This is a genomic window from Rheinheimera marina (assembly GCF_042654345.1).
Lineage (GTDB): Bacteria > Pseudomonadota > Gammaproteobacteria > Enterobacterales > Alteromonadaceae > Pararheinheimera > Pararheinheimera marina.
This window is the reverse complement of record NZ_JBHSGB010000001.1, coordinates 222,616-246,679: the sequence shown is the minus strand read 5'-3', so window position 1 is coordinate 246,679 and position 24,064 is coordinate 222,616. Positions and strand designations below refer to the sequence as shown.

Annotated in this window: 25 protein-coding genes; 18 read left to right on the top strand and 7 right to left on the bottom strand. The window is 52.3% G+C overall.

Annotated features, from left to right (window positions below; translation table 11 throughout):
* The first annotated feature begins 31 nt into the window (after window positions 1-31).
* From bioH to ACFO3I_RS01150, 3 genes are all read left to right on the top strand, one after another.
* A complete protein-coding gene (gene bioH, locus ACFO3I_RS01160; protein WP_377331045.1) occupies window positions 32-778 on the top strand; it encodes a pimeloyl-ACP methyl ester esterase BioH in 747 nt (248 codons plus the stop codon).
* A 114-nt stretch (window positions 779-892) separates the two neighbouring features.
* Window positions 893-1,162, top strand: a complete 270-nt coding sequence (locus ACFO3I_RS01155; protein ID WP_377331043.1) for a flagellar basal body rod C-terminal domain-containing protein — start codon at window positions 893-895, stop codon at window positions 1,160-1,162.
* Window positions 1,163-1,169: 7 nt separating this feature from the next.
* Complete coding sequence (locus ACFO3I_RS01150) at window positions 1,170-2,033, top strand: putative metalloprotease CJM1_0395 family protein (protein WP_377331042.1); 864 nt, start codon at window positions 1,170-1,172, stop codon at window positions 2,031-2,033.
* Between the two features lie 56 nt (window positions 2,034-2,089).
* Here ACFO3I_RS01150 and ACFO3I_RS01145 read toward each other — a convergent pair whose 3' ends face one another.
* The 3 genes from ACFO3I_RS01145 to greB all read right to left on the bottom strand — a co-directional run bounded on the left by ACFO3I_RS01145 (window position 2,090) and on the right by greB (window position 6,359).
* The gene (locus tag ACFO3I_RS01145; RefSeq protein ID WP_377331041.1) at window positions 2,090-4,399 is read right to left on the bottom strand and encodes a Tex family protein; all 2,310 of its coding nucleotides are present in this window, start codon (window positions 4,397-4,399) and stop codon (window positions 2,090-2,092) included.
* 110 nt (window positions 4,400-4,509) lie between these two features.
* The gene (locus tag ACFO3I_RS01140; protein WP_377331039.1) at window positions 4,510-5,880 is read right to left on the bottom strand and encodes an aldehyde dehydrogenase family protein; all 1,371 of its coding nucleotides are present in this window, start codon (window positions 5,878-5,880) and stop codon (window positions 4,510-4,512) included.
* Complete coding sequence (greB, locus tag ACFO3I_RS01135; protein WP_377331038.1) at window positions 5,877-6,359, bottom strand: transcription elongation factor GreB; 483 nt, start codon at window positions 6,357-6,359, stop codon at window positions 5,877-5,879. The genes ACFO3I_RS01140 and greB overlap by 4 nt, the downstream gene beginning before the upstream one ends.
* Before the next feature lie 273 nt (window positions 6,360-6,632).
* On the opposite strand from greB, the gene ACFO3I_RS01130 reads away from it, so the two are divergent.
* The 3 genes from ACFO3I_RS01130 to envZ all read left to right on the top strand — a co-directional run bounded on the left by ACFO3I_RS01130 (window position 6,633) and on the right by envZ (window position 8,982).
* The gene (locus tag ACFO3I_RS01130) at window positions 6,633-6,836 is read left to right on the top strand and encodes a hypothetical protein (RefSeq protein WP_377331037.1); all 204 of its coding nucleotides are present in this window, start codon (window positions 6,633-6,635) and stop codon (window positions 6,834-6,836) included.
* A gap of 97 nt (window positions 6,837-6,933) precedes the next feature.
* Complete coding sequence (ompR, locus tag ACFO3I_RS01125) at window positions 6,934-7,659, top strand: osmolarity response regulator transcription factor OmpR (protein WP_377331036.1); 726 nt, start codon at window positions 6,934-6,936, stop codon at window positions 7,657-7,659.
* Window positions 7,660-8,982 (top strand): two-component system sensor histidine kinase EnvZ, encoded by a 1,323-nt coding sequence (envZ, locus tag ACFO3I_RS01120; protein WP_377331034.1) that lies wholly within the window; start codon window positions 7,660-7,662, stop codon window positions 8,980-8,982. It begins immediately after the preceding gene.
* Between the two features lie 39 nt (window positions 8,983-9,021).
* On the opposite strand, the gene ACFO3I_RS01115 is transcribed toward envZ, so the two are convergent.
* The 3 genes from ACFO3I_RS01115 to hslR all read right to left on the bottom strand — a co-directional run bounded on the left by ACFO3I_RS01115 (window position 9,022) and on the right by hslR (window position 12,006).
* A complete protein-coding gene (locus tag ACFO3I_RS01115) occupies window positions 9,022-10,560 on the bottom strand; it encodes a phosphoenolpyruvate carboxykinase (protein ID WP_377331033.1) in 1,539 nt (512 codons plus the stop codon).
* 178 nt (window positions 10,561-10,738) lie between these two features.
* A complete protein-coding gene (gene hslO, locus ACFO3I_RS01110) occupies window positions 10,739-11,587 on the bottom strand; it encodes an Hsp33 family molecular chaperone HslO (RefSeq protein WP_377331032.1) in 849 nt (282 codons plus the stop codon).
* A gap of 20 nt (window positions 11,588-11,607) precedes the next feature.
* Complete coding sequence (gene hslR / locus ACFO3I_RS01105) at window positions 11,608-12,006, bottom strand: ribosome-associated heat shock protein Hsp15 (RefSeq protein ID WP_377331030.1); 399 nt, start codon at window positions 12,004-12,006, stop codon at window positions 11,608-11,610.
* Between the two features lie 171 nt (window positions 12,007-12,177).
* Between hslR and gspC the strand changes: the two genes are divergently transcribed.
* Genes gspC through ACFO3I_RS01045 form a run of 12 tightly spaced genes read left to right on the top strand, consistent with a single transcriptional unit; the run spans window position 12,178 to window position 23,354 of the window.
* Window positions 12,178-13,083 (top strand): type II secretion system protein GspC, encoded by a 906-nt coding sequence (gene gspC, locus ACFO3I_RS01100; protein WP_377331029.1) that lies wholly within the window; start codon window positions 12,178-12,180, stop codon window positions 13,081-13,083.
* A gap of 29 nt (window positions 13,084-13,112) precedes the next feature.
* Window positions 13,113-15,200 (top strand): type II secretion system secretin GspD, encoded by a 2,088-nt coding sequence (gspD, locus tag ACFO3I_RS01095; RefSeq protein WP_377331028.1) that lies wholly within the window; start codon window positions 13,113-13,115, stop codon window positions 15,198-15,200.
* Window positions 15,201-15,205: 5 nt separating this feature from the next.
* On the top strand, window positions 15,206-16,708 hold the full coding sequence (gspE, locus tag ACFO3I_RS01090; protein WP_377331026.1) for a type II secretion system ATPase GspE: 1,503 nt from the start codon (window positions 15,206-15,208) through the stop codon (window positions 16,706-16,708).
* Window positions 16,708-17,928, top strand: a complete 1,221-nt coding sequence (gene gspF, locus ACFO3I_RS01085) for a type II secretion system inner membrane protein GspF (protein ID WP_377331025.1) — start codon at window positions 16,708-16,710, stop codon at window positions 17,926-17,928. The genes gspE and gspF overlap by 1 nt, the downstream gene beginning before the upstream one ends.
* A 1-nt stretch (window position 17,929) precedes the next feature.
* Complete coding sequence (gene gspG / locus ACFO3I_RS01080; protein WP_377331024.1) at window positions 17,930-18,364, top strand: type II secretion system major pseudopilin GspG; 435 nt, start codon at window positions 17,930-17,932, stop codon at window positions 18,362-18,364.
* The gene (gene gspH, locus ACFO3I_RS01075) at window positions 18,364-19,023 is read left to right on the top strand and encodes a type II secretion system minor pseudopilin GspH (RefSeq protein WP_377331022.1); all 660 of its coding nucleotides are present in this window, start codon (window positions 18,364-18,366) and stop codon (window positions 19,021-19,023) included. The genes gspG and gspH overlap by 1 nt, the downstream gene beginning before the upstream one ends.
* Window positions 19,020-19,385 carry a type II secretion system minor pseudopilin GspI gene (gene gspI, locus ACFO3I_RS01070; protein ID WP_377331020.1) on the top strand — a complete coding sequence of 122 codons (366 nt, stop codon included), beginning with the start codon at window positions 19,020-19,022 and terminating at the stop codon, window positions 19,383-19,385. The genes gspH and gspI overlap by 4 nt, the downstream gene beginning before the upstream one ends.
* On the top strand, window positions 19,378-19,977 hold the full coding sequence (gene gspJ / locus ACFO3I_RS01065; RefSeq protein ID WP_377331018.1) for a type II secretion system minor pseudopilin GspJ: 600 nt from the start codon (window positions 19,378-19,380) through the stop codon (window positions 19,975-19,977). Before gspI ends, gspJ begins: the two co-directional genes overlap by 8 nt.
* Window positions 19,977-20,957 carry a type II secretion system minor pseudopilin GspK gene (gspK, locus tag ACFO3I_RS01060; RefSeq protein ID WP_377331016.1) on the top strand — a complete coding sequence of 327 codons (981 nt, stop codon included), beginning with the start codon at window positions 19,977-19,979 and terminating at the stop codon, window positions 20,955-20,957. The genes gspJ and gspK overlap by 1 nt, the downstream gene beginning before the upstream one ends.
* Window positions 20,954-22,144 carry a type II secretion system protein GspL gene (gspL, locus tag ACFO3I_RS01055; RefSeq protein ID WP_377331014.1) on the top strand — a complete coding sequence of 397 codons (1,191 nt, stop codon included), beginning with the start codon at window positions 20,954-20,956 and terminating at the stop codon, window positions 22,142-22,144. The genes gspK and gspL overlap by 4 nt, the downstream gene beginning before the upstream one ends.
* Window positions 22,141-22,602 (top strand): type II secretion system protein GspM, encoded by a 462-nt coding sequence (gspM, locus tag ACFO3I_RS01050; protein WP_377331012.1) that lies wholly within the window; start codon window positions 22,141-22,143, stop codon window positions 22,600-22,602. Before gspL ends, gspM begins: the two co-directional genes overlap by 4 nt.
* Window positions 22,602-23,354 (top strand): type II secretion system protein N, encoded by a 753-nt coding sequence (locus tag ACFO3I_RS01045; protein ID WP_377331010.1) that lies wholly within the window; start codon window positions 22,602-22,604, stop codon window positions 23,352-23,354. The genes gspM and ACFO3I_RS01045 overlap by 1 nt, the downstream gene beginning before the upstream one ends.
* Here the strand turns inward: ACFO3I_RS01045 and yrfG are convergent.
* On the bottom strand, window positions 23,340-24,026 hold the full coding sequence (gene yrfG, locus ACFO3I_RS01040; protein WP_377331008.1) for a GMP/IMP nucleotidase: 687 nt from the start codon (window positions 24,024-24,026) through the stop codon (window positions 23,340-23,342). The two genes, ACFO3I_RS01045 and yrfG, sit on opposite strands and share 15 nt — an antisense overlap.
* Between the last annotated feature and the right edge of the window lie 38 nt (window positions 24,027-24,064).

Below are 24,064 nucleotides of genomic sequence, written 5' to 3'. Positions count from 1 at the left end.
TGTCCATCTCCAATGGGAAGAGACATCAAGTATGGTGAAATCACCACTAAATACCAGCACTCTGGTGCTACTGCATGGCTGGGGCCTGAACCAGCAGGTCTGGAGTCAATTTCTGCCGTTATTGCCAGCCGGTCAGCCAGTGCTGACGCTGAATATTCCTGGTTACGGAGGTAGTCCGGCACCAGAACCTTATAAGCTGGAGCTGGTGCTGGAGCAACTGGCGGCTCAGATCCCGCCACAGTCCGTGCTGGTCGGCTGGTCCTTGGGTGGGCTGTTGGCCATTGAACTGGCCGCGCGTTACCCTGAAAAAGTCAGCCGGTTAGGGTTAGTCGCCAGCAGTCCGAAATTTCTGAAAGATGCCGGTTGGCCAGGGATGGATGCTGCGGTGATGCGCCAGTTTGCTCAGTCACTGCAGCAGGATTTGGCAACGACGGTCGACCGTTTTCTTGCGATACAGGCGATGGGCAGCAGCAGTGCCAGGCAGGACATTAAGTTGTTGCGTCAGGCGGTACTGAGTTTACCTTTGCCGTCAGCGCACAGCCTGAACCAGGGATTGACCTGGCTGGCCGAACTGGATGCGCGTCCTCTGTTGCAGGCGTTACCCATTGCTGTATCCGGCTTATATGGCCGGCTGGATTCTTTGGTGCCGGCCGCAGTATTAGCCGAATTGCAGCGCCTGAAACCTGAGGCGGATTGGACCTTATTGGACAAAGCTTCTCATGCGCCATTTATTTCCCATCCAGATCTCTTCCTTTCCTGGGTACTGAAGTTGCTGTAAGTGTCGCAGTTGACAGATTTTTAAGCAGAAAACGGCAAAAAATTGCCGTTTTGCTTCCGTTTTTATTGGTTTTGGCCAATAATTAAGCACTTTACTAATTAACGGAGGCTTGTGATGGAAATCAGTTCCGCTTTTTCCAGTGGTTTACAGGGCTACCAGCGTGCGTCAGATCGAGTGACTGAAGCCACTATCAATATTAATCAGCAAACTGCGGCGTCGCGCAATCAGCAGCAGTTGGAAACTCCAGCAGAGCCAGTAAGTTCGGTATCGGTGGAGCAAAGTCTGGTTGATTTAAACGTGGCTCAGGATCAAGCCGAAGCCAATCTGAAATCTGTGCAGACCGCAGATGAAGTTTTGGGCTCAATTATTGATATAAGGGTGTAAGCGACAGATGATCCTCACTTCGAATTACCCTAACGTACCTCTGTATGTAGGTAATCCGGCCACTGATTTGGTCCGGCGCGACAACGCGCGCCGCGAAGTGATAGAACCTGTGCGTGAGATGGCCCGTTCAGGTGCTGAAAAAGGCGTACAGGCTGATGATAAAGGCCGGGACGCCCGCCAGACCCAAACCTCTTATCAGGATGATAGTAAAACCAAAGGCCTGGATTACGATCAGGCGGTTACAGCGAAAGATCAAAAAGAGCAGGATCAGCAAGGCCAAAAGCAATCTTCAGGGCAGCAGTCTGATGCCGATAAGCAGCAACAGCAGGCTGAGCAGAAAGAGATTGCGGAATTAAAAGCCCGTGATCAGGAAGTGCGGGTGCACGAGCAGGCGCATGCCGCCATAGGCGGGCAGTATGCTGGCTCCCCCAGTTATGAGTATGAGACAGGCCCGGACGGCCAAAAATATGCGGTGGGCGGCGAAGTCCAGATCGATATTTCTGAGATACCTAACGACCCGCAAGCTACTATTGCTAAAATGCAGCAGGTGAAAGCTGCCGCCTTAGCGCCAGCTGAGCCGTCAGGGGCTGACCGTGCCATTGCTGCGGAAGCGGGCCGTAAGATGCAAGAAGCCCGCGCAGAACTGGTCAGCGATACCCATCAGGAGTACCGGGAAACGAGCCAGACACAAGGCACTGAACAGGCGGCTGACCCTTATGCTGCGATTGAGGTAGAAACAGGCCCTGTGTACAGGTCTAAAGTGTCGAAGAGCCTGCAGCAACCCTTAATGCAATTGCGCTCTGAAGTGATAGCCGGTTTTTATTCCCGCTCTACAGTGCCAAGTTCACGTCCTTTATTGCAAACCGCCTAGTCGGGTGAAAACAATAAAAAAGGCCGCTTAAAGCGGCCTTTGCGTTTGGTTCGCTATTATTTTTTCAGCTTGGCAAAAGCGGCGGCAAAGGCATTGCCCATGGCTGCATTCGGGTTATCGATCGCTTTTGGGGCTTTGGCCGCTTTCGGGGCTGCCTGACGGGAGCCGCTGTCTTTGCCTGTGGCTGCTTTGGCTTGTGGCTGTTCGTCCATCCGCATGGTCAATGCAATGCGCTTACGGTCCAGCTCGACTTCCAGTACCTTCACTTTGACAATATCGCCGGCCTTCACTACCTGGTGTGGGTCTGAGACAAATTTGTCGGTCAGCGAGGAGATATGTACCAGGCCATCCTGATGCACACCAATATCGACAAAGGCACCAAAGTTAGTGACGTTGGTCACCACACCTTCCAGTAACATGCCTGGTTTCAGATCGGCCATGGTTTCCACGCCGTCTTTAAACTGGGCTGTTTTAAATTCAGGTCGAGGGTCACGACCTGGTTTATCCAGCTCGCGGATCACGTCTTCCACTGTCGGTAAGCCGTAGCGTTCATCGACAAACTCTGCCGGGTTCAGGCCGCGTAAAAAGCTGCTGTTGCCAATCAGCTCTGCCACAGGTTTGCCAAATTTCGCCAGAATTTTCTCGACCAGAGGGTAGGCTTCCGGGTGAACGGCGGAGGCATCCAGTGGATTACTGCCCTGGCCAATACGTAAGAAGCCTGCCGCCTGTTCGAAGGCTTTAGGGCCGAGGCGGGCTACATTCAGCAAGTCTTTGCGCTGGCCGAAGCGGCCGTTAGTGTCTCGGTACACCACAATATTTTGTGCCAGCGTTTTGTTCAGGCCAGCCACTCGAGCCAACAGCGGGACTGATGCTGTGTTCAGGTCTACCCCTACCGCGTTTACGCAGTCTTCCACCACCGCATCCAGCGATTTGGTTAACAGGCTTTGGTTGACGTCGTGCTGGTACTGGCCTACACCAATGGCTTTAGGTTCAATCTTCACCAGTTCGGCCAGCGGGTCCTGTAAACGACGACCAATAGATACTGCACCACGCAAGGAAACGTCCAAATTCGGGAATTCCAGCGCCGCCAGCTCGGAGGCAGAGTACACAGAGGCGCCTGCTTCCGACACCATAATTTTGGTGATGGCTTGTTCTGGCAGTAACTTAATCACTTCAGCCGCCAGTTTGTCGGTTTCACGTGACGCAGTCCCGTTGCCAATGGCGATGAGCTCCACTTTGTATTGTTTGCAGTAAGCGGCCAGGGTGCGGACCGATTTATCCCAGTGGTTTTGCGGCGCATGGGGGAACACTGTGGTGGTGTCCAGCACTTTGCCCGTTTCATCAACGGCAACCACTTTAACGCCGGTGCGTAAACCCGGGTCCAATGCCAGCGTCGGGCGCAAGCCAGCAGGGGCCGCCATCAGCAGGTCTTTCAGATTGCGTGCAAACACCTTGATGGCTTCGTCTTCCGCCAGATCACGCAATTCACCCAATAAATCGTTTTCCAGGTGCAGATGCAGTTTTACCTTCCAGGTCCACTGCACTACGGTACGCAGGAAATCATCTGCGGCCCGGCCTTGCTGGCGCAAATCGAAATGGCTGGCGATCATCTGTTCGCAGCTGGCATGAGCTGTGGCTTCATCTGCGTCTGGCTGCAGCTGCAGATTCAGAATGCCTTCGTTACGACCACGGAACATCGCCAAAGCGCGGTGAGACGGCACAGATTTGAAGTTTTCGCTGTGCGCAAAGTAATCACGGAACTTCACACCTTCCTGCTCTTTACCGGGAACCAGGGTGCTTTTCAGCACTGCGTATTGGCCCAAATGGCGACGCAGTTTAGCCAGCAGTGCAGCATCTTCGGCAAAGCGCTCCATCAGAATGTATTTAGCGCCGTCCAACACAGCTTTGGTGTCGGCAAGACCCGCGTCCGCATTTAGGTAGCGGCTGGCTTCTTGCTCCGGGCTAAGCTCCGGATCGGCCAGTAACGCATCGGCCAAAGGCAATAAGCCCGCTTCAATGGCGATCTGGCCTTTGGTGCGGCGTTTTGCTTTGTAGGGCAGGTATAAATCTTCTAAACGGGTTTTGTTGTCGGCGCTCAGAATGTCGCGTTCAAGCTCGGTAGTCAGTTTGCCTTGTTCGGCGATGGTTTTCAGGATCACCTGGCGGCGGTCTTCCAGTTCACGTAAATAGGTCAAGCGGTTTTCCAGCGTTCGCAGCTGCGTGTCGTCCAGCCCACCTGTCACTTCTTTACGGTAACGGGCAATAAAAGGCACTGTGGCGCCTTCATCCAGCAATTGAATAGCTGCAGCAACCTGTTCAGCCTTTGCTGAAATCTCTACTGCAATTTGTTTGGTAATCATTGACATGGAATCAATACATCCTTGGTCAAGGCCGCTACAGCTTGGCCTTTGGTCAGTTCAGGTGCTGGCATTGTCCACTTTTACACAAAGCTTGCCAATGCCGATGCGCTGGTTGCTTAGCGCAACCAGCCTAGAACACGCTGTTTCCAGCTTTGATAAGGGGCAAACCGCAGTGGCGGTTCGGGCAGGAAGGTGCGGCGCAACACCGATTTTAAATGGCTGAACTGGTCAAAGCCGGCTTTGCCGGAATACTGGCCCATGCCGCTGGGGCCTGTGCCACCGAAGGGCAGTTCAGCTACGGCCATAAACAGGATCACGTCGTTTATGCATTGGCTGCCGCTGCTGATCCGGTCGACCCAAAGCTGTTGTTGCTGGCTGTCGGCACTGAATAGATAAGCAGCCAGCGGCTTCTCACGGCTGCGAATAAATTCAATGGCCTGATTGAAGTTGCTCACTGTTAACACAGGCAACAAGGGACCAAATATTTCTTGCTGCATTAACGGGCTGTCTGGCGCTGGATCCAATACCAACGTCGGCTCTATATAGCGGTCGGCTTCATCGAACTTCCCGCCCAAAACCTTGGGCTGGTGCTGCAGATACCCCAGGATGCGCTGTAAGTGGCGGCTGTTCACGATACGGCCGTAGTCCGGGCTTTGCTGTGGGTCGTCACCAAACATCTGTTTGATTTGCTGTTGTAGCGCGTCGATCAGCTGCTGCTCAACATCTTTGTGTACCAGCACATAGTCTGGGGCAATACAGGTTTGGCCGGCGTTTAACCATTTACCCCAGGCCAGCCGCTGTGCCGTTAACTGGATATTGGCACTGGCGTCGACATAAACCGGGCTTTTGCCGCCTAACTCCAGGGTTAATGGTGTCAAATGTTCAGCGGCTGCGCGCATGACGATTTTGCCTACTTGCCCGTTGCCCGTGTACATCAGGTAGTCAAAAGGCAGCTCTAACAAAGCGGTGGTTTCCGCAACTGCGCCTTCCACTACCCTGACGGCCTGTGCGTCCAGGTAACGTGGGATCAGCCGGGCTATCAGGGCTGAAGTGGCGGGGGAGAGTTCCGACGGTTTAATCACGGCCATATTGCCGGCGGCAATGGCTGGCACTAAGGGCCCTAAGGCCAGTTGCAGCGGATAATTCCAGGCGCCAATAATCAGCATCACGCCATAAGGTTCGGGCTGCACATAGGCCATCGAAGGCCACAGCATCAGCGGCGCTTTCACCCGCCGTGCGTTGCTCCATTTTTTTAAAGAACTCAGTGTGTGACGGATTTCTGCGTCCAGGTAGGCGATCTCGGTCAACCAGCTTTCAAAAGGTGCTTTGCCCAAATCCTGTTGTAAGGCGTCTTGCCATTCTTGCTGGTGGTTTTGCAACATTTGCCGCATGGCCTGCAACTGTTGACGTCGCCATTGCAAGGAGCGGCTGACACCTGAGGCAAAGTACTGTTGTTGCTGTTGAAACTCTGGCTGATAAGGGTTCATTGTTGCTCCTGCGGGTACCATATTTTATTCACCAGCCAGGTCTTGCTGCCTGCCGGGGTATTTACCTGTACTTCATCGTCGACTTGTTTTTTGATCAGAGCTCTGGCCATAGGTGCATCAATAGAAATGTAATCGTTACGGCCATAAATTTCGTCCGGCCCGACAATACGAAAACAGAGTTGTTCGCCATTGTCGTTTTCTATTTCCACCCAGGCACCAAAAAACACTTTGCCGTGCTGTTGTGGCGAATAATCCACCACTTTTAACACTTCCAGCCGCTTCCGCAAATAGCGGACCCGCCTGTCTATCTCTCTGAGCAGCTTTTTGTTGTATTGGTAATCTGCGTTTTCACTGCGATCGCCGAGGCTGGCGGCCCAAGCGACTTTGGCTGTAGTGTCAGGCCGTTTCTCGCGCCACAGATGATTCAGTTCCTGTTGCAGAGCTTCGTAGCCTTCGCGGGTAATTAATTCTGTTTTCATGCCAATAAAGGAGCTGTGGTTATTCCCTGACGTTATAGCGATTCTGCAACAGTCTGACCAGACAGCGTTGATTTTTCTTTGGATTATTTCGGCGGTATGACAGGGGAATGCTATGGGTGAAAATATATTTCTAATGAATACAGTGATTTAGTCTAATTACGCTGCTTATTTAAAAATAATCTTTCACTGTCATTTAGATGTAACAAAAATATGCTAGGCGTTTGGTGGCCTGCTGGCTATAGTGAACTTGTGTTCTGAAATAAGGAGACCACTATGAAAGCAAAAATTTTAGGTCTGCTGGTCCTTGCAGTGGCACTGATCCTCGGTGGTTGCAGTTCGTCAGCTGATTATGCGTATGTGATTGACCAACAAAAACTGGAAAAGCAGGAAAATTCGACCCGGTTAAATTCGCATACAGGTCACGTGGTATGGATGAATCCACCCCTGAAAAAAATTGAAAAAGTGCAGACAAATTAAGTCGTTCCGACAAACTTTGTAACACAAGAACCCGTCACGGCAGCTACTGTGACGGGTTTTTTCGTTTATAGTGGTCTGGTGGCGTGGAGGGTGACGTATGTTAGGACAGGAAACCATCAAGATCTTAGTGGTCGATGACGATATGAGGTTACGGGCTTTACTGGAGCGTTATCTGGTGGAGCAAGGCTATATAGTGCGGACGTCGGCCAACTATGAGCAGATGCAGCGGCTGATGGAGCGAGAGCATTTTCATTTGCTGGTGCTGGATTTAATGCTGCCTGGTGAAGACGGCCTGTCTATTTGCCGTAAACTGCGACAGCAGGATAATGAAATTCCGATCATTATGCTGACCGCGAAAGGCGACGAAGTCGACCGTATCATTGGCCTGGAAATGGGCGCCGATGATTATTTGCCCAAGCCATTTAATCCTCGTGAGCTGCTGGCCCGTATTCGTGCTGTGTTGCGACGCAAATCCAAGGAATTGCCTGGCGCGCCCACTCAGGAAGAAACGCAGGTCAAGTTTGGTCCATTTACCTTCAATTTAGCCACCCGTGAAATGCACCGCGGTGACGAGCTGATGCCGCTGACCAGTGGCGAATTTGCCGTGCTCAAAGTACTGGTCAGTCATGCCCGCGAGCCGTTGTCGCGCGACAAGCTGATGAACCTGGCGCGCGGCCGTGATTATTCAGCGATGGAACGCAGTATTGATGTGCAGGTGTCGCGCCTGCGCCGGATGCTGGAAGATGACCCGGCCAGCCCACGTTATATTCAGACCGTCTGGGGCCTGGGTTATGTGTTTGTGCCGGATGGTGCTGTCAGCTAGATGCGTCTGGTTCCCCGCAGCGCCTTTGGCCAGACCGTTTTCTTAATTGGCATTTTGCTGCTGATTAACCAACTGGTTTCTTACCTGTCCGTTGTGTATTACGTGATCAAACCCAGCTATCAGCAAATAAACCATTTGATTGCCAAACAAATCAAAGTGGTGTTTATCGATGTGGATCACCGTGACCACTTATTGTCGGAAGAGCTGACCCGTCGGTTTCAGAAGGCAACAGGTATCGAAGTCTACACCGATGCCACAGCTGTGCAGAACGGTCTGAATGAAGCCAGCTATTACCAGTATTTCTCTGAAGAAATGTCGGAAGAATTAGGCGGGCCGGCCGAGGTGCGGATTGCGCAGCAAAACAACTATGCATTTTGGGTCAAACCGCCGCAGGCGCCACAGTATTGGGTTAAAGTGCCGCTGACGGGCCTGGATGAAACCGACTTTTCCCCGTTGAAAATTTATGTACTGGTGATTGGCTTTTTAAGTGTGGCGGGCGGCTGGCTTTTTGCCCGCCAGTTGAACCGGCCGTTACAGGCGTTACAGCAAGCAGCGCTCAGAGTAGGTAGGGGGGAGATCCCTGAACCTATTCCTGAACAGGGCTCGACCGAAATTGTCGCGGTGACCCGCGCTTTTAATCATATGGCCAAAGGCATAGGGCAGCTGGAAAAAGACCGCAACCTGTTAATGGCTGGTGTATCACATGATTTGCGCACGCCACTGACCCGTATTCGTCTCGCCAGCGAAATGGTCAGTGAGCAGGACAATTGGATCCGCGACGGCATTGCCAGCGACATCGATGATATGAACGCTATCATCGACCAGTTTATTGACTACATTAGGCACCATAAAGAAGAAAGCCTGCAAAATGATGACTTAAACGCGCTGGTTGCTGAGCAAATCAGTGCTGATCGTTTGCAAAAACGTGAAATCAACGCACATCTGGACAGCCATTTGCCGCTGGTGCCGTTGCGGCGTATTGCGGTGAAGCGGGTGCTGACCAATCTGATTGAAAATGCACTGAAGTACTCAGATGGTGCCATTGAAGTGAGTACAGGGGTAGAGCGGGCCAGTAAACGGGTCTTTGTGCAGGTGCGGGATCATGGCCCTGGTATTCCTGAACCGGAAATGGGACGAATGCTGGAGCCATTTGCCCAAGGCGATATTGCCCGTGGCAGTGGCGGTTCAGGTTTAGGCCTGGCCATTATTAAGAAAATTGTCGATATGCACCAAGGTCACATCAGCATGCATAATCATGCTTATGGTGGCCTGGTGGTTACCGTGTATTTTCCGCTGAAACAAGAAAAAGGGGCCAGCGCTTAGCTCTGACCCCTGAGTACCTTTCCTGGGTGAAACCCGCTTTTACACTTTAGGACCGGCGTTACGGATAGCGTCCGATACGTCGTATTTCTTAAAGTTAGCAGCGAATTCTGCAGCCAGTTTGGCGGCGTACTGATCATAAGCCGCTTTATCTGCCCAGGTGTCACGTGGGTTCAGCAGTGCGCTGTTCACACCCGTCACGTGCACCGGCACGTTCAGGTTCAATTGTGGCAGGTGAATAGTTTCTGCTGTGGCCAATTCGCCCGACACAATGGCGTCAATAATGGCGCGAGTGGTCGGAATATCAAAACGTTGACCCACACCGTGTGGACCACCTGTCCAGCCGGTATTCACCAGGTAGACTTTCGAGTTGAATTCACGCACCCGTTTAATCAGCAATTCTGCGTATACGCCGGCCGGACGTGGGAAGAATGGCGCACCAAAACAGGTAGAGAAAGTCGATTCAATGGCGGCGGTAGAGCCAATTTCAGTTGAGCCCACTTTCGCGGTGTAACCACTTAAGAAGTGGTAAGCCGCTGCTTCTTCAGACAGCACCGACACAGGTGGCAATACACCGCTGACGTCGCAGGTCAGGAAAACCACAGCTTTTGGTTCGCCGGCACGGTTTTCCAGTACGCGTTTTTCCACATGGGCCAAGGGGTAGGCGGCACGGCTGTTTTGGGTCAGGCTGGCGTCTTTGTAGTCTGGTGTGCGTTGGTCATCCAGTACCACGTTTTCCAGAATGGTTCCAAAACGAATGGCGTCCCAAATCACAGGTTCGTTTTTCTGTGACAGGTCAATACACTTGGCGTAACAACCGCCTTCAATATTAAAGACGCTGCCTGGTGCCCAGCCATGCTCGTCATCACCGATCAGGAAACGTTTCGGGTCGGCAGACAGAGTCGTTTTACCTGTGCCCGACAAGCCGAAGAATAAAGTGGTGTCGCCGGCTTCACCCACGTTGGCCGAGCAGTGCATGGGCAGTACGCCTTTGGCTGGCAACAGGAAGTTCTGCACAGAGAACATGGCTTTTTTCATCTCACCGGCATAACGCATACCGGCCAGCAGCACTTTACGTGCGGCAAAGTTGATCATCACAGTGCCGTCGCTGTTGGTGCCATCGCGCTCAGGAGCACAGCTGAAGGACGGTACGTTCAGAATTTGCCAGTGGTCTTTACCCGCTTTGTTCCAGTGCTCAGGCGTAATAAACAGGTTTTTGGCAAACACATGTTGCCAGGCTGTTTCAGTGGTCACTGTCATGGGGATGTAGTGCTCAGCGTCTGCACCTACTTCAAGGTGAGAGACGAAATGCTCTTTGGTCGCAATAAAATCGCTGACCCGGGCCCACAAGGCGTCAAACTTGGCTGCGTCAAAAGGCTGGTTCACATTGCCCCATTGAATTTCAGCTTCTGTGCCAGGCTCTTTGACAATAAAACGGTCTTTCGGTGAACGGCCGGTTCTGTGACCGGTTTTAACCACTAAAGCGCCGTTATCCGCCAACACACCTTCGCCACGGCGAATCGCATGCTCAACTAAATCCGCCACGGTTAAATCAATGTGGCGTGTGATTGTAGAGGTCATTGTAGGGTGACTCCTTGAGGTACATAAGTCAGTTGTAGAGGTGTTTTATAGCTATTATGGCGGCGATTGTACTGTATTTGACCGGTCGATACGACCCTTGGATAGCGGATTTGACAGGTTTTTATAGGGAATTTTGAAAGTTTACAGGGCGGGTTACAATTCCGCCCTGTCAGATGGCTCAGAACTTAGTCAGTATCAGCGCCAGTTCGCTTTGATCAAAACGGTAGGTGGTATTGCAGTAGTCACAGCTGATGTCCAGCTTGCCTTCGGCCATGTGTTCTTCAACCGCCTCTTTGCCCAATGAAATAATGGCGGCTTCACATTTTTCTTTGGAACAACCACAAACAAACTGCACGGACTGCGCTGGAAACAGCTCAAGATCTTCTTCATGGTACAGCCGGTGCAGTATTTGTTCGACCGGTAAGTCCAGCAGTTCAGGTGCGGTAATGGTGTCCGTCAGCACCACCAAATCGTCAAAGTCCTGTTTGGCTTTTTCCGGATCCACAGGCAGCACCTGCAGCAACAAACCAGCTGCTCTGCTGCTGTCGGTTGTCAGATCGCTGAACAGGTACAAGCGGGTAGGCAGCTGTTCGGACTGCACAAAATAGGCTTCCAGGGTTTCTTTCAGGCTATTGCCCACTAAAGGGATCACGCCTTGATAACGTTCCCCTTGTTTTGGCGTAATGGTGACCAGCATAAAGCCTTCGCCAACCAAGTCGCGAAAGCTGTCTCCGGCTATTTCTGCCTGTAACCGGGCGACGCCGCGAAATTGTTGGCTGGAACTGCCGTTGACGGCCAGGTAACGGATCGGGCCATCCCCTTGCAACTGCACGGCGATATCGCCATCAAATTTTAAGGTGGCGGTCAGCAGGCTGGTGGCGGTCACCAGTTCTGCCAGCAATTGTTTCACCGGGTAGGGGTAATTATGGTTTTGCAGCATTTGGTGCAGGCTGTCACTGACATAAGCCAGTTCACCCCGTACATCGCGGTGGCTGAATAAAAAGCGTTGTAGCAGATCTCTGTTCATGGGTTACCTATCTGAACTGCTCAGGATTGCTGAGCTTTAATCAGCAGCAATTGCCGGCGCATTTTTTTATCCGGCTTGGTGTCCGGATGCGGCGCGAATAAGGCGTTCAGTTTACGCAATTCGGCGCGTTTGGCGCGGTCGGCAATACTTTCTGCTGTTTCTTCATATAAAGCCTGAGCTAATGGTGCGGACAGACGTTGTTCCGACAACCCAAGCACGACGACGGTTTTTTCGTCTGAGCCCTGGGTCAGACGAATAGTCGCGCCGGTTTCTACCGTTTTGCTGGCTTTACAACGTTGGCCATTATAATGAACTTTTCCACCTTCGATCATGTCTTTTGCCAGGCTGCGGGTCTTGTAGAAGCGGCAGGCCCATAACCATTTATCTAATCGTAATGTATTTATGTTAGGCTCTGACATCCAAGGCTCCTGAGGTGGTAAAAACACCAGTAGTGTACTGGTACAAATTACCACAAATCAGCCGTACGCCCCAGCGTAGAATGTGGGGTTATGTCAGCTGAAATTGCAGGCTTGTTGCGCTTTAGACAACTGAGTAAGATAAACCTAGTTTTGTAAAAGAATTATTAAAGAATGAATTGGCTTGCTTCCGTCCGCCCTTATCTGGCCTGGTTTTCCCGGGTGCCTCAGAACCGTGTCAATACTGGCCTGACCGCAGCCTTTGTATTGCTGGCGTGTTATTTGGCGGCCCAGCTGACCTGGCAGTTATTGCCTTCGGCTCAAACGCCTAATTTACCTGTCAGTGCGGGCAAAATTACCCAATCGTCAGCTGTGGATCTGCAGTTGTTGCTGGCCGCTCAGTTGTTTGGCAAGGCGGAGGCCGTAGCTGAAGTGGCGACCCCTGCCCCATCAGACGCGCCAAAAACCAGCCTGAATCTGAAACTGACCGGGGTGGTCGCCATCAAAGGCCAGCCGGATGCAGGTTCTGCGATCATCGACAGTCAGGGCTCTGAACAAACCTATGGTGTGCCTGATCGTATTGACGGCACCAGCGCCAGTTTAAGTCAGGTGCTGGATGACCGGGTGTTGCTGAAAGTAGGCGGCCGTTTTGAAACCCTGATGCTGGATGGCGTGGAGTACCAGCAAATGGCGCAACAGAATCAGGCCGTGGATAACTATCAGGCGCAACCCGAACCTATGGAAGGCCCGCAATTGGTGGAAGTGCCTGAAGATCTGGCGGCAGCTCGTCAGGAAATGATGCAGGAGCCAATGAAGTTCTTTGACTATGTGCGTATTTCTCCGCAATACCGTAACGGCAAGCTTTATGGTTACCGCGTGACGCCGGGTAAAGACCCTGCTTTATTTGAGCGGATGGGTTTGCAGACCAACGATATTGCAGTCGAAATTAACGGTACTCCCCTGGATGACATGCAACAGGCCATGGTAGTCATGCGCGAATTAAGGGAAGCGACCCAGGCTTCGATAAAAATAGAGCGGGATGGTCAGACCCGGGACATCGTCTTCAGTCTGTCGCAATAACAATTACATTAAAGAATGGTTCAAACCCAATGAAGTCAGTCAGATATTCCTGTAAACAGATGCAACGCTGGTTAGGTGCCGGTGCTTTGGCATTACTGAGCTTTTTTGCTGCCGCTGTGGAATACCAGCCTAATTTTAAGAATACCGACATTAATGAGTTTATTAACATCGTCGGCAAAAACCTGAATAAAACCATTATTGTCGACCCGCAGGTGCGGGGACGCATTAATGTGCGCAGCTATGAAATGCTGAATGAAAAACAGTATTACCAGTTCTTTTTGAACGTACTGGAAGTTTATGACTTCTCTGTGGTGGAAATGGACAATGGGGTGCTGAAAGTCGTACGGCAAAAAGACGCAAAAACCGCCAATATCCCGGTGGTGGGTGACAATAGCAGCGCGGAAGGCGATGAAATGGTCACCCGGGTGGTGCAGGTCAAAAACGTCTCGGTACGTGAACTGGCACCCTTGCTGCGACAGTTTGTTGACCAAAGTGGTGGCGGCAGCGTAGTGAACTATGACCCGTCCAACGTTATTATGATGACGGGACAGGCCGCCACAGTAAATCGACTGGTGGATATTATATCCCGGGTTGATAAGGCCGGTGACCAGGACCTGGAAATCATAAAGCTGAGTTACGCCTCCTCGGGTGAGGTGGTGCGTATTTTAGAAAATATCTATAAGAATCAGGGGAAAGGTGAGACACCTGAATTCCTGATCCCAAAAATCGTTGCGGATGAACGTACCAACAGTGTGATTGTCAGTGGTGAGCGTCAGGCGCGGCAACGGGTAGTGTCACTGGTACAGCGGCTGGATGCTGAACTGGAAAGCCAGGGCAATACCCGGGTTTATTACCTGAAATACGCCAAAGCCGAAGATTTAGTTAAAGTTCTGCAAGGGGTCAGCGCCACTATCGCTGCAGAAACTCAGGGTGGAACTGCTGCTGCAGGCCAACAAGGTGCTCGCAGTCGTAGCAACCGCGATGTCAGTATCGAAGCTCATGTCGAAAGTAACTCGTTGGTGATCACGGCGCAGCCGGACGTATTGCGTTCCTTGGAAGATGTGATTCGTCAGATTGATGTGCGCAGAGCTCAGGTGCTGGTTGAAGCCATTATTGTTGAAGTGGCGGACAACGCCGGGGTGAACCTGGGTGTGCAATGGATCAGCGCGGACGGTGGTTTTACTCAGTTTAATAATGGGGTGGTGCCTATTACCTCTGTGGCTGCTGGCGCGGCTGCAGCACAACCGACCAAGGGAACGACTGAGACGAATACGGAAACAGGCGTGACTGTGAAAAATCCTGATCAGGCGGGTGATTATTCTACCCTGGCGTCAGCCCTGAGCGGTGCCACTGGGATGATGCTGGGCGTGGTGAAAAACGACTGGGGCGCTATTTTGCAGGCAGTCAAAAGTGACAGCAATTCCAATATCCTGGCCACACCGTCCATTACCACTATGGATAACCAGGAGTCGTCTTTTATTGTCGGTGAAGAAATACCGGTGAAAACCACCACCAGTCCGGGTTCAGGTGGCACCAACCCTTTTACCACGCTGGACCGGATTGAAGTGGGTATCAAGTTAAAAGTCACGCCACAAATCAATGAAGGTAATGCAGTTAAATTAAACATTGAGCAGGAAGTGTCAGGCCGTAACGGTGACATTGAAGGCAACCCTATCGTTTCTAAACGTGAAATTAAAACCACAGTGCTGGCCGATGATGGTGCCACGGTGGTGCTGGGTGGTTTAATTGACGAAGACGTCCAGCAAAGCGAAGCCAAAGTACCATTACTTGGTGATATTCCTGTGCTAGGCGCTCTGTTCCGCTCGACCTCTTCGACTAAACGTAAACGCAACCTGATGGTGTTTATTAAACCTACCATTATCCGTGATGATGGCCTGATGAATGAAATCAGCCAGCGCAAATACAATTATGTGCGTGCCGCCCAGCTGGTTCAGGGCGAAAAAGGCATCAAACTGATGTCAGATACGGACACCCCGGCCATGCCTGAATTTGATTCTACGCTGATTATTCCTCCGAGCTTTGACGAGTACCTGGAAAAGAAAAAAGCCCAGGACCAGGCTGAACGGCTAAAGAAAACCCAGAATGGTGGGGAGTAATCCTGATGGCAGAGGTTGAACAGGCTCAGGCGGCTACACCCAGAACCCGTTTGCCTTTTGGTTTTGCCAAAAGGTTTGGGGTGTTGCTGCAGGCGCAGGAACAAGGCTGGGTGTTGTATGTGAATCCCACAACTGCACCGGCGGCATTGCTGGAGGTGCGGCGTTTATTAGGCACAGCCTTTTCAGTGCATAAGCTGCAAAGCACCGAGTTTGAAGCCTTACTGGAGGCTTCCTATCAGCGTGATTCCACCGAAGCACAACAGATCATGCAGGACATTGGCAATGAGGTGGATTTAGCCTCCTTGGCGGATGAAATACCGGAAACCGAAGACCTGCTGGAAAACGAAGACGACGCGCCCATTATCAAGCTGATCAACGCGATGTTGGGTGAAGCCATCAAGCTGGGAGCGTCGGATATTCACGTCGAAACCTTTGAGAAAAACCTGGTGGTGCGGTTCCGGGTCGATGGCGTATTGCGTGAGGTGTTAAAACCGAACCGAAAGCTGTCCAGCCTGCTGGTGTCGCGGATCAAAGTAATGGCCAAGCTGGATATCGCCGAAAAACGGGTGCCACAAGATGGCCGCATCAGCCTGCGCATTGCCGGTCGTGCCGTCGATGTGCGGGTTTCGACTATGCCATCCAGTCACGGTGAACGGGTGGTGCTGCGTTTACTTGATAAAAACAACAGCCATCTGGATCTGAACAAGCTGGGCATGACCGCGTCGGTGCAACAATCCTTCTCCCGCCTTATTTTAAAACCACATGGCATTATTCTGGTTACAGGCCCGACAGGTTCGGGTAAAAGTACCACGCTCTATGCCGGTTTGACCGAAATTAACACCAAAGACCGCAATATTCTGACGGTAGAAGACCCGATTGAATACGAGCTGGAAGGCATAGGTCAAACCCAGGTCAACAGCAAAGTGAATATGACCTTTGCCCGAGGTCTGCGCGCTATTTTGCGTCAGGACCCGGACGTGGTGATGGTGGGTGAAATCCGGGATTTGGAGACGGCGCAGATTGCGGTACAAGCCTCATTGACCGGTCACCTGGTACTGAGCACATTGCACACCAATACTGCCGCTGGTGCTATTACCCGTCTGGAAGATATGGGCGTAGAGCCGTTTCTGTTGTCGTCCAGTTTGTTAGGGGTATTGGCGCAACGTCTGGTTCGGACCTTATGCCCACATTGCAAAGAGGCACATGAACCGGATAAAGAAGAGCGGGCGCTGCTGGCGGTGACTAAAAAAGACGCGCCGCTGATTTACCGTGCCGTTGGGTGCGAACACTGTAACCAGACTGGCTATCGCGGCCGAACAGGTATTCATGAACTTTTGGTGGTGGATGAACACACCCGTGAGCTGATCCACAATGGCAAAGGCGAACAGGCCATCGAAAAATACATTCGCAGTCAAAGCCCAAGTATTCGCCAGGATGGTTTCAGCAAAGTGCTGACCGGTGAAACTACGCTGGAAGAAGTGCTGCGTGTGACGCGCGAGGATGCGTAGTGGCTGCCTTTGATTACCAGGCGCTGGATGCCAGAGGCCGCAAAACTAAAGGCGTGATGGAAGCGGACAACGCCCGTCATGCCCGTCAGCTACTGCGTGAACAAAAGCTGACACCATTGAGTCTGGAACTAGTCGCTAAGCAAGAAAAGCTGCTGTCGGCTGGTTCGGGTTGGTTCAAACCCCGGGTGACAGCCTCTGAGCTTGCACTGATCACCCGTCAACTGGCTACGCTGGTCGAAGCGGGCCTGCCGATTGAAAACGCTCTGTTCGCCGTTGCCGAGCAATGTGACAAGCCCCGGCTGAAAAGCATGATGATGGCCGTGCGCTCTAAAGTGGTGGAAGGCTACAGTCTGGCGGAAGGCCTGGCTGAGTTTCCTTATGTGTTTGATCATCTGTTCAGCTCGATGGTAGCGGCGGGCGAAAAATCCGGTCACTTGGACGCGGTGTTAAACCGTTTAGCTGATTACACCGAACAGCGTCAGCATATGCGCAGCCAGATTTTGCAGGCATTGCTGTATCCGGCCATTCTGACGCTGGTGGCTATTGGCGTGATCAGCGTGTTGCTGGCCGCTGTGGTGCCAAAAATTGTCGGACAGTTCGAACATATGGGTCAGAGTCTGCCTGGATCGACGCTGTTTTTAATCGCCGCCAGTGACTTCGTCCGTGACTATGGTCTGGTGTTGCTTGGCCTGTTGATGCTTGGTGTGGCCGCGTTCAAACGCGCGCTGCGTAAGCCGGCTTTTCAGCTGGCCGTTGACCGGCGAATGTTGGGGCTGGGCATCATAGGTAAAGTCAGTCGCGGCCTGAACACCGCACGTTTTGCTCGTACCTTAAGTATTTTAAATGCCAGTGCGGTGCCATTGCTGGAAGCCATGCGCATTAGCAGTGACGTGCTGGAAAACAGCTACATGCGGCAAGCCATTGGCGAAGCCACCGCCAAAGTGCGGGAAGGGGCTTCACTGCGCTCTGCGCTGGATCAGACCAAATTATTTCCGCCTATGATGCTGCATATGATCGCCAGCGGCGAAAAAAGCGGTCAGTTGGATGGCATGCTGGAACGGGCGGCCAATACCCAGGACCGGGAATTCGAAACCCTGGTTACCGTTTCTCTGAAAGTGTTTGAACCTGTGCTGGTAGTGTCCATGGCTGGCATAGTGTTATTTATTGTCATGGCGATATTGCAACCTATTTTGGCATTAAACAATTTAGTAGGAGGTTAGGATGCAACAGCAAAAAGGTTTTACTTTGCTTGAAGTAATGGTGGTGATCGTCATTCTCGGTATTATCGCCAGCATGGTGGTGCCGAACTTGATTGGGAACCAGGAAAAAGCCGCCAAACAAAAAGTGGTCGTCGATATTCAGCAAATTGAAAATGCGCTGGACCTGTACAAGCTGAACAACGGTTTTTACCCGACCACTGAACAAGGGTTGCAAGCGCTGGTGACACAAGCGACCTCAGAACCTATTCCACGCTCTTTCCCTGAGGGTGGTTTTGTTAAACGCCTGCAAAAAGACCCGTGGGACAACGACTATCAATTGGTTAGCCCAGGTGAAATGGGCCGTATCGATGTATTTTCCATGGGGCCGGACCGGGTGGCAGGTACCGAAGATGACATTGGGAACTGGAACCTGGATTCGCAAGAGCAACAAAACTGATGCAAAAGCCCCGGCACCAGGGTTTCACCCTGATTGAAGTGATGTTGGTCATGGTGCTGATGGGGCTGCTTGCGTCTTTTGTGGTGGTCAATTTTGTGCTGGAGCCGCGGGAGAAAGTGTTGCGGCGCGAAACTGAACGTTTGCAGCAGTTGGTGCAGACTGTGTCTGAAACGGCCGTGATGAAACAAATGGACTTTGGTCTGGCGCTGAATGACAAAGGCTACGAGTTCCTGTGGCATGACGGCACCCGCTGGCAGCGGGTAACAGAACCCCGTTTTATGCAGTTCCATGCCTGGCCTGAGCAATTGACTGCAGAATTGCAATTGGATGGTTTGCCCTTTGCTGAAGACAGCATTATGGGACAGGAAGAGTTTCGTGAGCAGCAACAGCAGTGGCTGGAGCAGCTGATGGAACAGGAAGACGAAGCAGAAGATGCAGCCGGCAAAGAGGGCAAAGACGGCAAAACACCAACAAAAAAGGTGCCGGATGCCAAACAAAAGCCACTGTTACCGCAAGTCTATATTTTATCTTCTGGTGATTTAAGTCCGTTTTTGCTGGTGTTGTCGGATCAAACCGACGACCCCTCCTGGTTTCAGTCGTTGAAGGGGGAGTACAGCATCCCCCTGATCCGAACTGAACCTGATACGGTGCGGCCATGAAAAACCAGGGTTTTACCTTGCTGGAGCTGCTGGTCGCTATTGCCATATTTGCAACTGCAGGGGTAGCTGCTATGAAAGCCACCTCAGAGCATGTGCGGGCGATCAGCATGCTGGAAGAACAGACCTATGCCGGTTATGTCGCCGAAAACCAGCTGAATGCGGTGTTTCTGGAAAAGAGCTGGCCGTTGAAAAACCAACAAAAGACCGTGGAATTGGCGAACCGCAGCTGGCTGTGGCGGCAGGAGATCCGAAAAACTGCCGACGCCAACTTCAGCGCTGTGGTGGTCAAAGTCAGTCTGGCAGATGAGCCAGAACGGGTGATTTTTCAGCTGCAGACTTACATAGGCAAGCCAGATGCGTAGCCCTGGCTTTACCTTTATCGAAATGTTATTGGCGGTGGCTATTTTTGCCGTCGTTGGGTTGGCTTCGGCCAGCGTATTATCTTCGGTACTGGACACCGATGCCGCGTCACGGGCTGCTGAGCAGCGCCTGGTACAGCTGCAACGCTTTTTTAATCTGCTGGAGCGGGATTTAGCGCAAATCAGCAGCCGGCAAATTCGGCTGGACGGTGATGAGCCGCTGAAGTCGATCTTGATTGGCGAAAAACTGCTGTTTGACAGTGAAGAAGACGCTATGGCGTTCGTGCACCATGGCTGGCGTAACCCTGGCATGGTGCTGCCTCGCAGTGAAATTCAGGCGGTAGCATACCGGTTGAAAGAAGGCCGCATTGAGCGTTTGTTTAGTTTATATCCGGATGCCGTCACCGGAACTGAGCCCAAGGTTCAGCCCCTGCTGGACCATGTCACCGGCTTTAAACTGGAATACCTGGAAGGGGAAACCTGGAAAGAGCAGTGGAATTCCGAGCGTTTACCTAAAGCGATACGTCTGACCATCACGCATGAAAGCCTGGGTGAGATACAGCGTTTTTATACCTTAGTGGACGGATTGACCTGATGCGGCAACAACGTGGTGTAGCCCTGGTGGTGGTGATGCTGATCCTGGCGCTGGTGGTGGTGGTGGCGGTGGAAATGAGTGGCCGGTTACAGCTGCAATTGCAGCGTCAGTTTAACCGTCAGCACCAGCAACAGGCCTATTGGTACGCCATTGCTGCTGAACAGGCGGCTTTGCAGTTGTTAAAACGCACTGTAGTGAAAGAAGAAACCACGAATTTATCGCAAGACTGGGCCAGGCTTGGCGCCACCTTTCCGGTGGATGACGGCAGCATTACCGGCAAGCTGATCGATTTGCAGAGCTGCTTTAATTTGAACAACCTGCAGCGCACGACAGGAGAGAGTCCGGTCGGTGCCGGAAAAACCACAGCACAACAGGCCTTTCAACGGCTGCTGGAGCTGAAAGTCACCGAGCTGTCGATGCCAGCAGAGTACCTGGTCGCCCGGGTCAGTGACTGGCTGGACGCCGATTCGCTGCTGCAGACGGCCGGTGGTGCCGAGCAGGACGATTACGCGGGTCTGCTGTTGCCTTATTACACTGCCAATGGCTTGATGGGATCTGTGTCTGAATTGCGGGTGATGTTGGATATGACCCCCTCTGATTATGAGCAGGTGCGTCCCTTTGTCTGTGTGATCCCAAAAACACGCGACAGCAAACTGAATTTGAACACCATCACCGCCGAACAGGCCGTACTGCTTAGTGCTTATATCCCGGAGCTGGATGAAAGTGCTGCCCAGGAGCTGATCGCCAGCAGGCCGGAAGAAGGTTTTTCCACGCTTGACGAAGTCTGGCAAAGTCAGCAGCTGCAGGGCAAAAATATCCCGGATGAAGTAAAAGCGCTCTTTGTGTTAAAAACGAATTATTTTGTGCTGGAAAGTACAGTGACCTATCAGGACAGTTTGTTTAATCTGGCGTCTGTACTGCACATAGATGAACAACAAAAAGTAAAAGTGATAGCCCGGCGTTTTGGAGGCCAGTGGTGACAGAACAATTAATAATCCGGCTGAACAGCCAGCCCGATCAGCCAGTGATCTGGCTGGTTTGGTCGGCAGCCAGCGCAGAAGTGATAGCGTCGGGGCAGTTAAAAGACAGTTCGGAATTATCAGCCTTGGCCGAGCGGGTTGGAGCACGCCCCGTGGTGGCGTTGGTACCGGCCTCTGATGTGGTGATGACCAAAGTGGCACTACCAGGCAAACCGAACCGTCAGCTGTTGCAAGCTTTGCCTTATATGCTGGAAGAAGAGCATGCCGAAGACATTGAACAGCTGTTCCTGGCGTTAGGGCCTTGTGTGCAACAAGAGCAAAGTTACTGGCAGCAAGTCGCCTTATGTAAAAAAACCAAGCTGGAGCTGTGGCTGCAGCAGCTGACTGACGCGGGTTTCAGCGCCAGCCGTATGTTGCCTGATGCGTTGCTACTGCCGTGGTCTGAACAAGGTGCCAGTGCCATTGAACTGGCAGGGCAATGGCTGTTACGGCATTCAGAATGGCAGGCGACCAGTGTCGACAGCAGCTGGTGGGCCGACTACCTGACCTTAGCCGACCTGCCGTTGATCACCAGCTACAGCCCATGGCCTGAACAGCTATTACAGCAAGTGCAGTTGGCTGAACCTGAACTGCCGCTGGCGTTGTTAGCTGGCCAATTACCGCAGCAGAGCTTTAACCTGCTGCAGGGGGCGTACCAGCCGAAAAAGCCACAAAGCAAAGTCTGGGGGCTCTGGAAAACCTCATTGCTGTCGGCCGCGGCCTGTCTGCTGATTTATTTAAGTTCGGTTGGGCTGCAGGTCTGGCAACAAGGCAGAGAGCTGCAATCGCAGCGGACTGAACTGGTGCAACTGTATAAAAGCCGTTTTCCCGGCGAGTCGACGCGGGATATCAGCAGAGCACTGGCACGAAAAACCGGAGGTGCCGGCACCGGCAAGGATCTGAGCTTGTTTGGCTTGTTGCAGGATGTGCAAAGAGAGCTGACTGCCACAGAGCAAGTTAGCCTGGACAATTTGCGGTACGATCAAAAAAGTCATGAGTTGCGTTTTCAAGCGCAGGCCGACAGCTTCCAACGTTTTGACAGCCTGAAAACCCGGCTGGAGCAGCAAGGTTTTGAAGTAAAACAGGGTGCACTGAGCAACGAGGGCAATAAAGTGGTTGGTACTGTGTCTGTGAGGGCGAAATCATGACCAAACAACAACTTCTGGCACGTTGGTCTGGCTTGCAACGCCGCGAGCAACAGCTTTTAATGACTGCGGCTGTTGTGGTGGTGATCGCCATTTTTTATTACGGCCTGTGGCAGCCACTGCACCAAAGCCTGGCGCAACAAAAAGCCGATTTGGCTGGCGTTCAGCTGCAGTTGAACCAAGTGCAAAGTTTCCCTGTGGCTGCTGCGCAAAGTGGGCCAACTGTCAGTCTGACTGACCTGATCAGCTCCAGTGCCCGCAAGCACAATATTCAAGTCAGCCGGATGCAACCTCAAAATGATCAAATGCAGGTGATGCTGAATGACCTGAGCTTTGATCAGTTATTAGGCTGGTTGCACGAGTTGCAGTACCAGCACAAGGTGTCGATAGTGCAGCTGGATCTGACCAAAGCCGACCAGGTTGGCCTGGTCAGAGTTCGACGTTTAGTGGTTGAAAGTTAATGAAAAAAATTAAAGCCGGCCTGATTATTCTGGCATTGTATCTGGCATTTTTGCTGCTGCTTAGCCCAGCAGCTTTGTGGCTTAAACTCGTGTCGTTACCGGCGTCTGTGCAACTGGGCCCAGTGAGTGGAACCTTGTGGCAAGGCCGTGTGCAGGCAGTGTCTGTGCAAGGCCTGACCTTGTCCGATCTGAAGTGGCAGTTAAACCCCTGGTCATTGTTCACCGGCAAGCTGTCGCTCAGCCTGGAAGCCGGACAGCAGCGGCAAGTTGCGTTGCCGTCGCTAAAAGGCGAGCTGGCGTTGGGTCTGAGTTCCGTCAGTGTCAGTCAATTGCAGGCCAGAGTACCAGTCTCTTTGTTGCAGCCCATGCTGCAGCTGCCATTACCCGTAGGCTTGGACGGAGCTATGCTGGTAAAAATACCTCAGCTGGACTGGTCGGCGGACGGTTGTCAGCAGCTGCAGGGGTTGGTCAGCTGGCTGGACGCCAGGGTACAACCGCCAACAGGCTGGGTGAATTTAGGCACTCTGGACGCGCAGTTGAGCTGTGCTGACAATCAACTGCAGTTAGTGACGCTGCCAAGCCCACCATTGCATCTGGATGTGACCGCTTTGGTCAGTCCGGTTGGGCGTTACCGTTTAAATGGCTTCGTCAAACCGGACAGCTCAATGCCACAGGACGTGCATCAGGCGATGCAGTTTGTCGGCAAGCCTGATGCGCAAGGACGTTTCCCGGTGCAGTTAGGCAGCCGTTAAGTCGTCCAGTAACACCGCATAGTTATCGATAGCCGGGAACTCGGTGATGATGCGGGCCGGTTGCTGACTGTCGGGGTTAGTGATCGCCAGCAAATGCCGGATACCAAATTGCTGAGCGGAGCGCAGCACCGGCAAGCTGTCATCGACAAACAAGGTACGCTCTGGGTCAAAGCCATACTTCTGCTGCAGCAGTTGCCACAATTGCTGCTGCTCTTTGGTGTAGCCAAATTCATGCACCGACACCAGTGTATCGATGTAGCTGGCAAGAGTGGTTTGCTCAATTTTCAGTGACAGGCTGTCCGGGTGAGCATTGGTGACCAGCATGACCTGCTTGCCCGACTGGCGCAGCGCAGTTAAAAAAGCCGGGCTGTCGTCGCGCATGCGGATTTTATGCTGGATTTCCCGTTTCAGTTCAGTAATGGCCAAGCCGGTGCGGTTGGCCCAGTAGTCCAGGCAATACCATTCCAGTTTCCCCATCAGCACATCGTATTCGGCTTTCAGCTGAGCTTTCGCCTGCTCGACCGTCAGGCCGGTTTGAGCGGCCCAGCGCTCTGGCAGATGCTCCAGCCAGAAGTAGTTATCAAAATGCAAATCGAGCAGAGTGCCGTCCATATCCAACAGCACCGTATCTATTTGTCGCCAGTCCAGCATAGGTTTTTTCAGCCTTTCCATTTATAGTAGAGCGGAAGCACATTGTAACAGAGGCAGTC

What these genes read in the sequence shown, in the direction of transcription:
- bioH (WP_377331045.1), top strand. Translation starts at nt 32, where the DNA reads ATGGTGAAATCACCACTAAATACCAGCACTCTGGTGCTACTGCATGGC.
- ACFO3I_RS01155 (WP_377331043.1), top strand. Translation starts at nt 893, where the DNA reads ATGGAAATCAGTTCCGCTTTTTCCAGTGGTTTACAGGGCTACCAGCGT.
- ACFO3I_RS01150 (WP_377331042.1), top strand. Translation starts at nt 1,170, where the DNA reads ATGATCCTCACTTCGAATTACCCTAACGTACCTCTGTATGTAGGTAAT.
- ACFO3I_RS01145 (WP_377331041.1), bottom strand. Translation starts at nt 4,399, where the DNA reads ATGTCAATGATTACCAAACAAATTGCAGTAGAGATTTCAGCAAAGGCT.
- ACFO3I_RS01140 (WP_377331039.1), bottom strand. Translation starts at nt 5,880, where the DNA reads ATGAACCCTTATCAGCCAGAGTTTCAACAGCAACAACAGTACTTTGCC.
- greB (WP_377331038.1), bottom strand. Translation starts at nt 6,359, where the DNA reads ATGAAAACAGAATTAATTACCCGCGAAGGCTACGAAGCTCTGCAACAG.
- ACFO3I_RS01130 (WP_377331037.1), top strand. Translation starts at nt 6,633, where the DNA reads ATGAAAGCAAAAATTTTAGGTCTGCTGGTCCTTGCAGTGGCACTGATC.
- ompR (WP_377331036.1), top strand. Translation starts at nt 6,934, where the DNA reads ATGTTAGGACAGGAAACCATCAAGATCTTAGTGGTCGATGACGATATG.
- envZ (WP_377331034.1), top strand. Translation starts at nt 7,660, where the DNA reads ATGCGTCTGGTTCCCCGCAGCGCCTTTGGCCAGACCGTTTTCTTAATT.
- ACFO3I_RS01115 (WP_377331033.1), bottom strand. Translation starts at nt 10,560, where the DNA reads ATGACCTCTACAATCACACGCCACATTGATTTAACCGTGGCGGATTTA.
- hslO (WP_377331032.1), bottom strand. Translation starts at nt 11,587, where the DNA reads ATGAACAGAGATCTGCTACAACGCTTTTTATTCAGCCACCGCGATGTA.
- hslR (WP_377331030.1), bottom strand. Translation starts at nt 12,006, where the DNA reads ATGTCAGAGCCTAACATAAATACATTACGATTAGATAAATGGTTATGG.
- gspC (WP_377331029.1), top strand. Translation starts at nt 12,178, where the DNA reads ATGAATTGGCTTGCTTCCGTCCGCCCTTATCTGGCCTGGTTTTCCCGG.
- gspD (WP_377331028.1), top strand. Translation starts at nt 13,113, where the DNA reads ATGAAGTCAGTCAGATATTCCTGTAAACAGATGCAACGCTGGTTAGGT.
- gspE (WP_377331026.1), top strand. Translation starts at nt 15,206, where the DNA reads ATGGCAGAGGTTGAACAGGCTCAGGCGGCTACACCCAGAACCCGTTTG.
- gspG (WP_377331024.1), top strand. Translation starts at nt 17,930, where the DNA reads ATGCAACAGCAAAAAGGTTTTACTTTGCTTGAAGTAATGGTGGTGATC.
- gspH (WP_377331022.1), top strand. Translation starts at nt 18,364, where the DNA reads ATGCAAAAGCCCCGGCACCAGGGTTTCACCCTGATTGAAGTGATGTTG.
- gspI (WP_377331020.1), top strand. Translation starts at nt 19,020, where the DNA reads ATGAAAAACCAGGGTTTTACCTTGCTGGAGCTGCTGGTCGCTATTGCC.
- gspJ (WP_377331018.1), top strand. Translation starts at nt 19,378, where the DNA reads ATGCGTAGCCCTGGCTTTACCTTTATCGAAATGTTATTGGCGGTGGCT.
- gspK (WP_377331016.1), top strand. Translation starts at nt 19,977, where the DNA reads ATGCGGCAACAACGTGGTGTAGCCCTGGTGGTGGTGATGCTGATCCTG.
- gspM (WP_377331012.1), top strand. Translation starts at nt 22,141, where the DNA reads ATGACCAAACAACAACTTCTGGCACGTTGGTCTGGCTTGCAACGCCGC.
- ACFO3I_RS01045 (WP_377331010.1), top strand. Translation starts at nt 22,602, where the DNA reads ATGAAAAAAATTAAAGCCGGCCTGATTATTCTGGCATTGTATCTGGCA.
- yrfG (WP_377331008.1), bottom strand. Translation starts at nt 24,026, where the DNA reads ATGGAAAGGCTGAAAAAACCTATGCTGGACTGGCGACAAATAGATACG.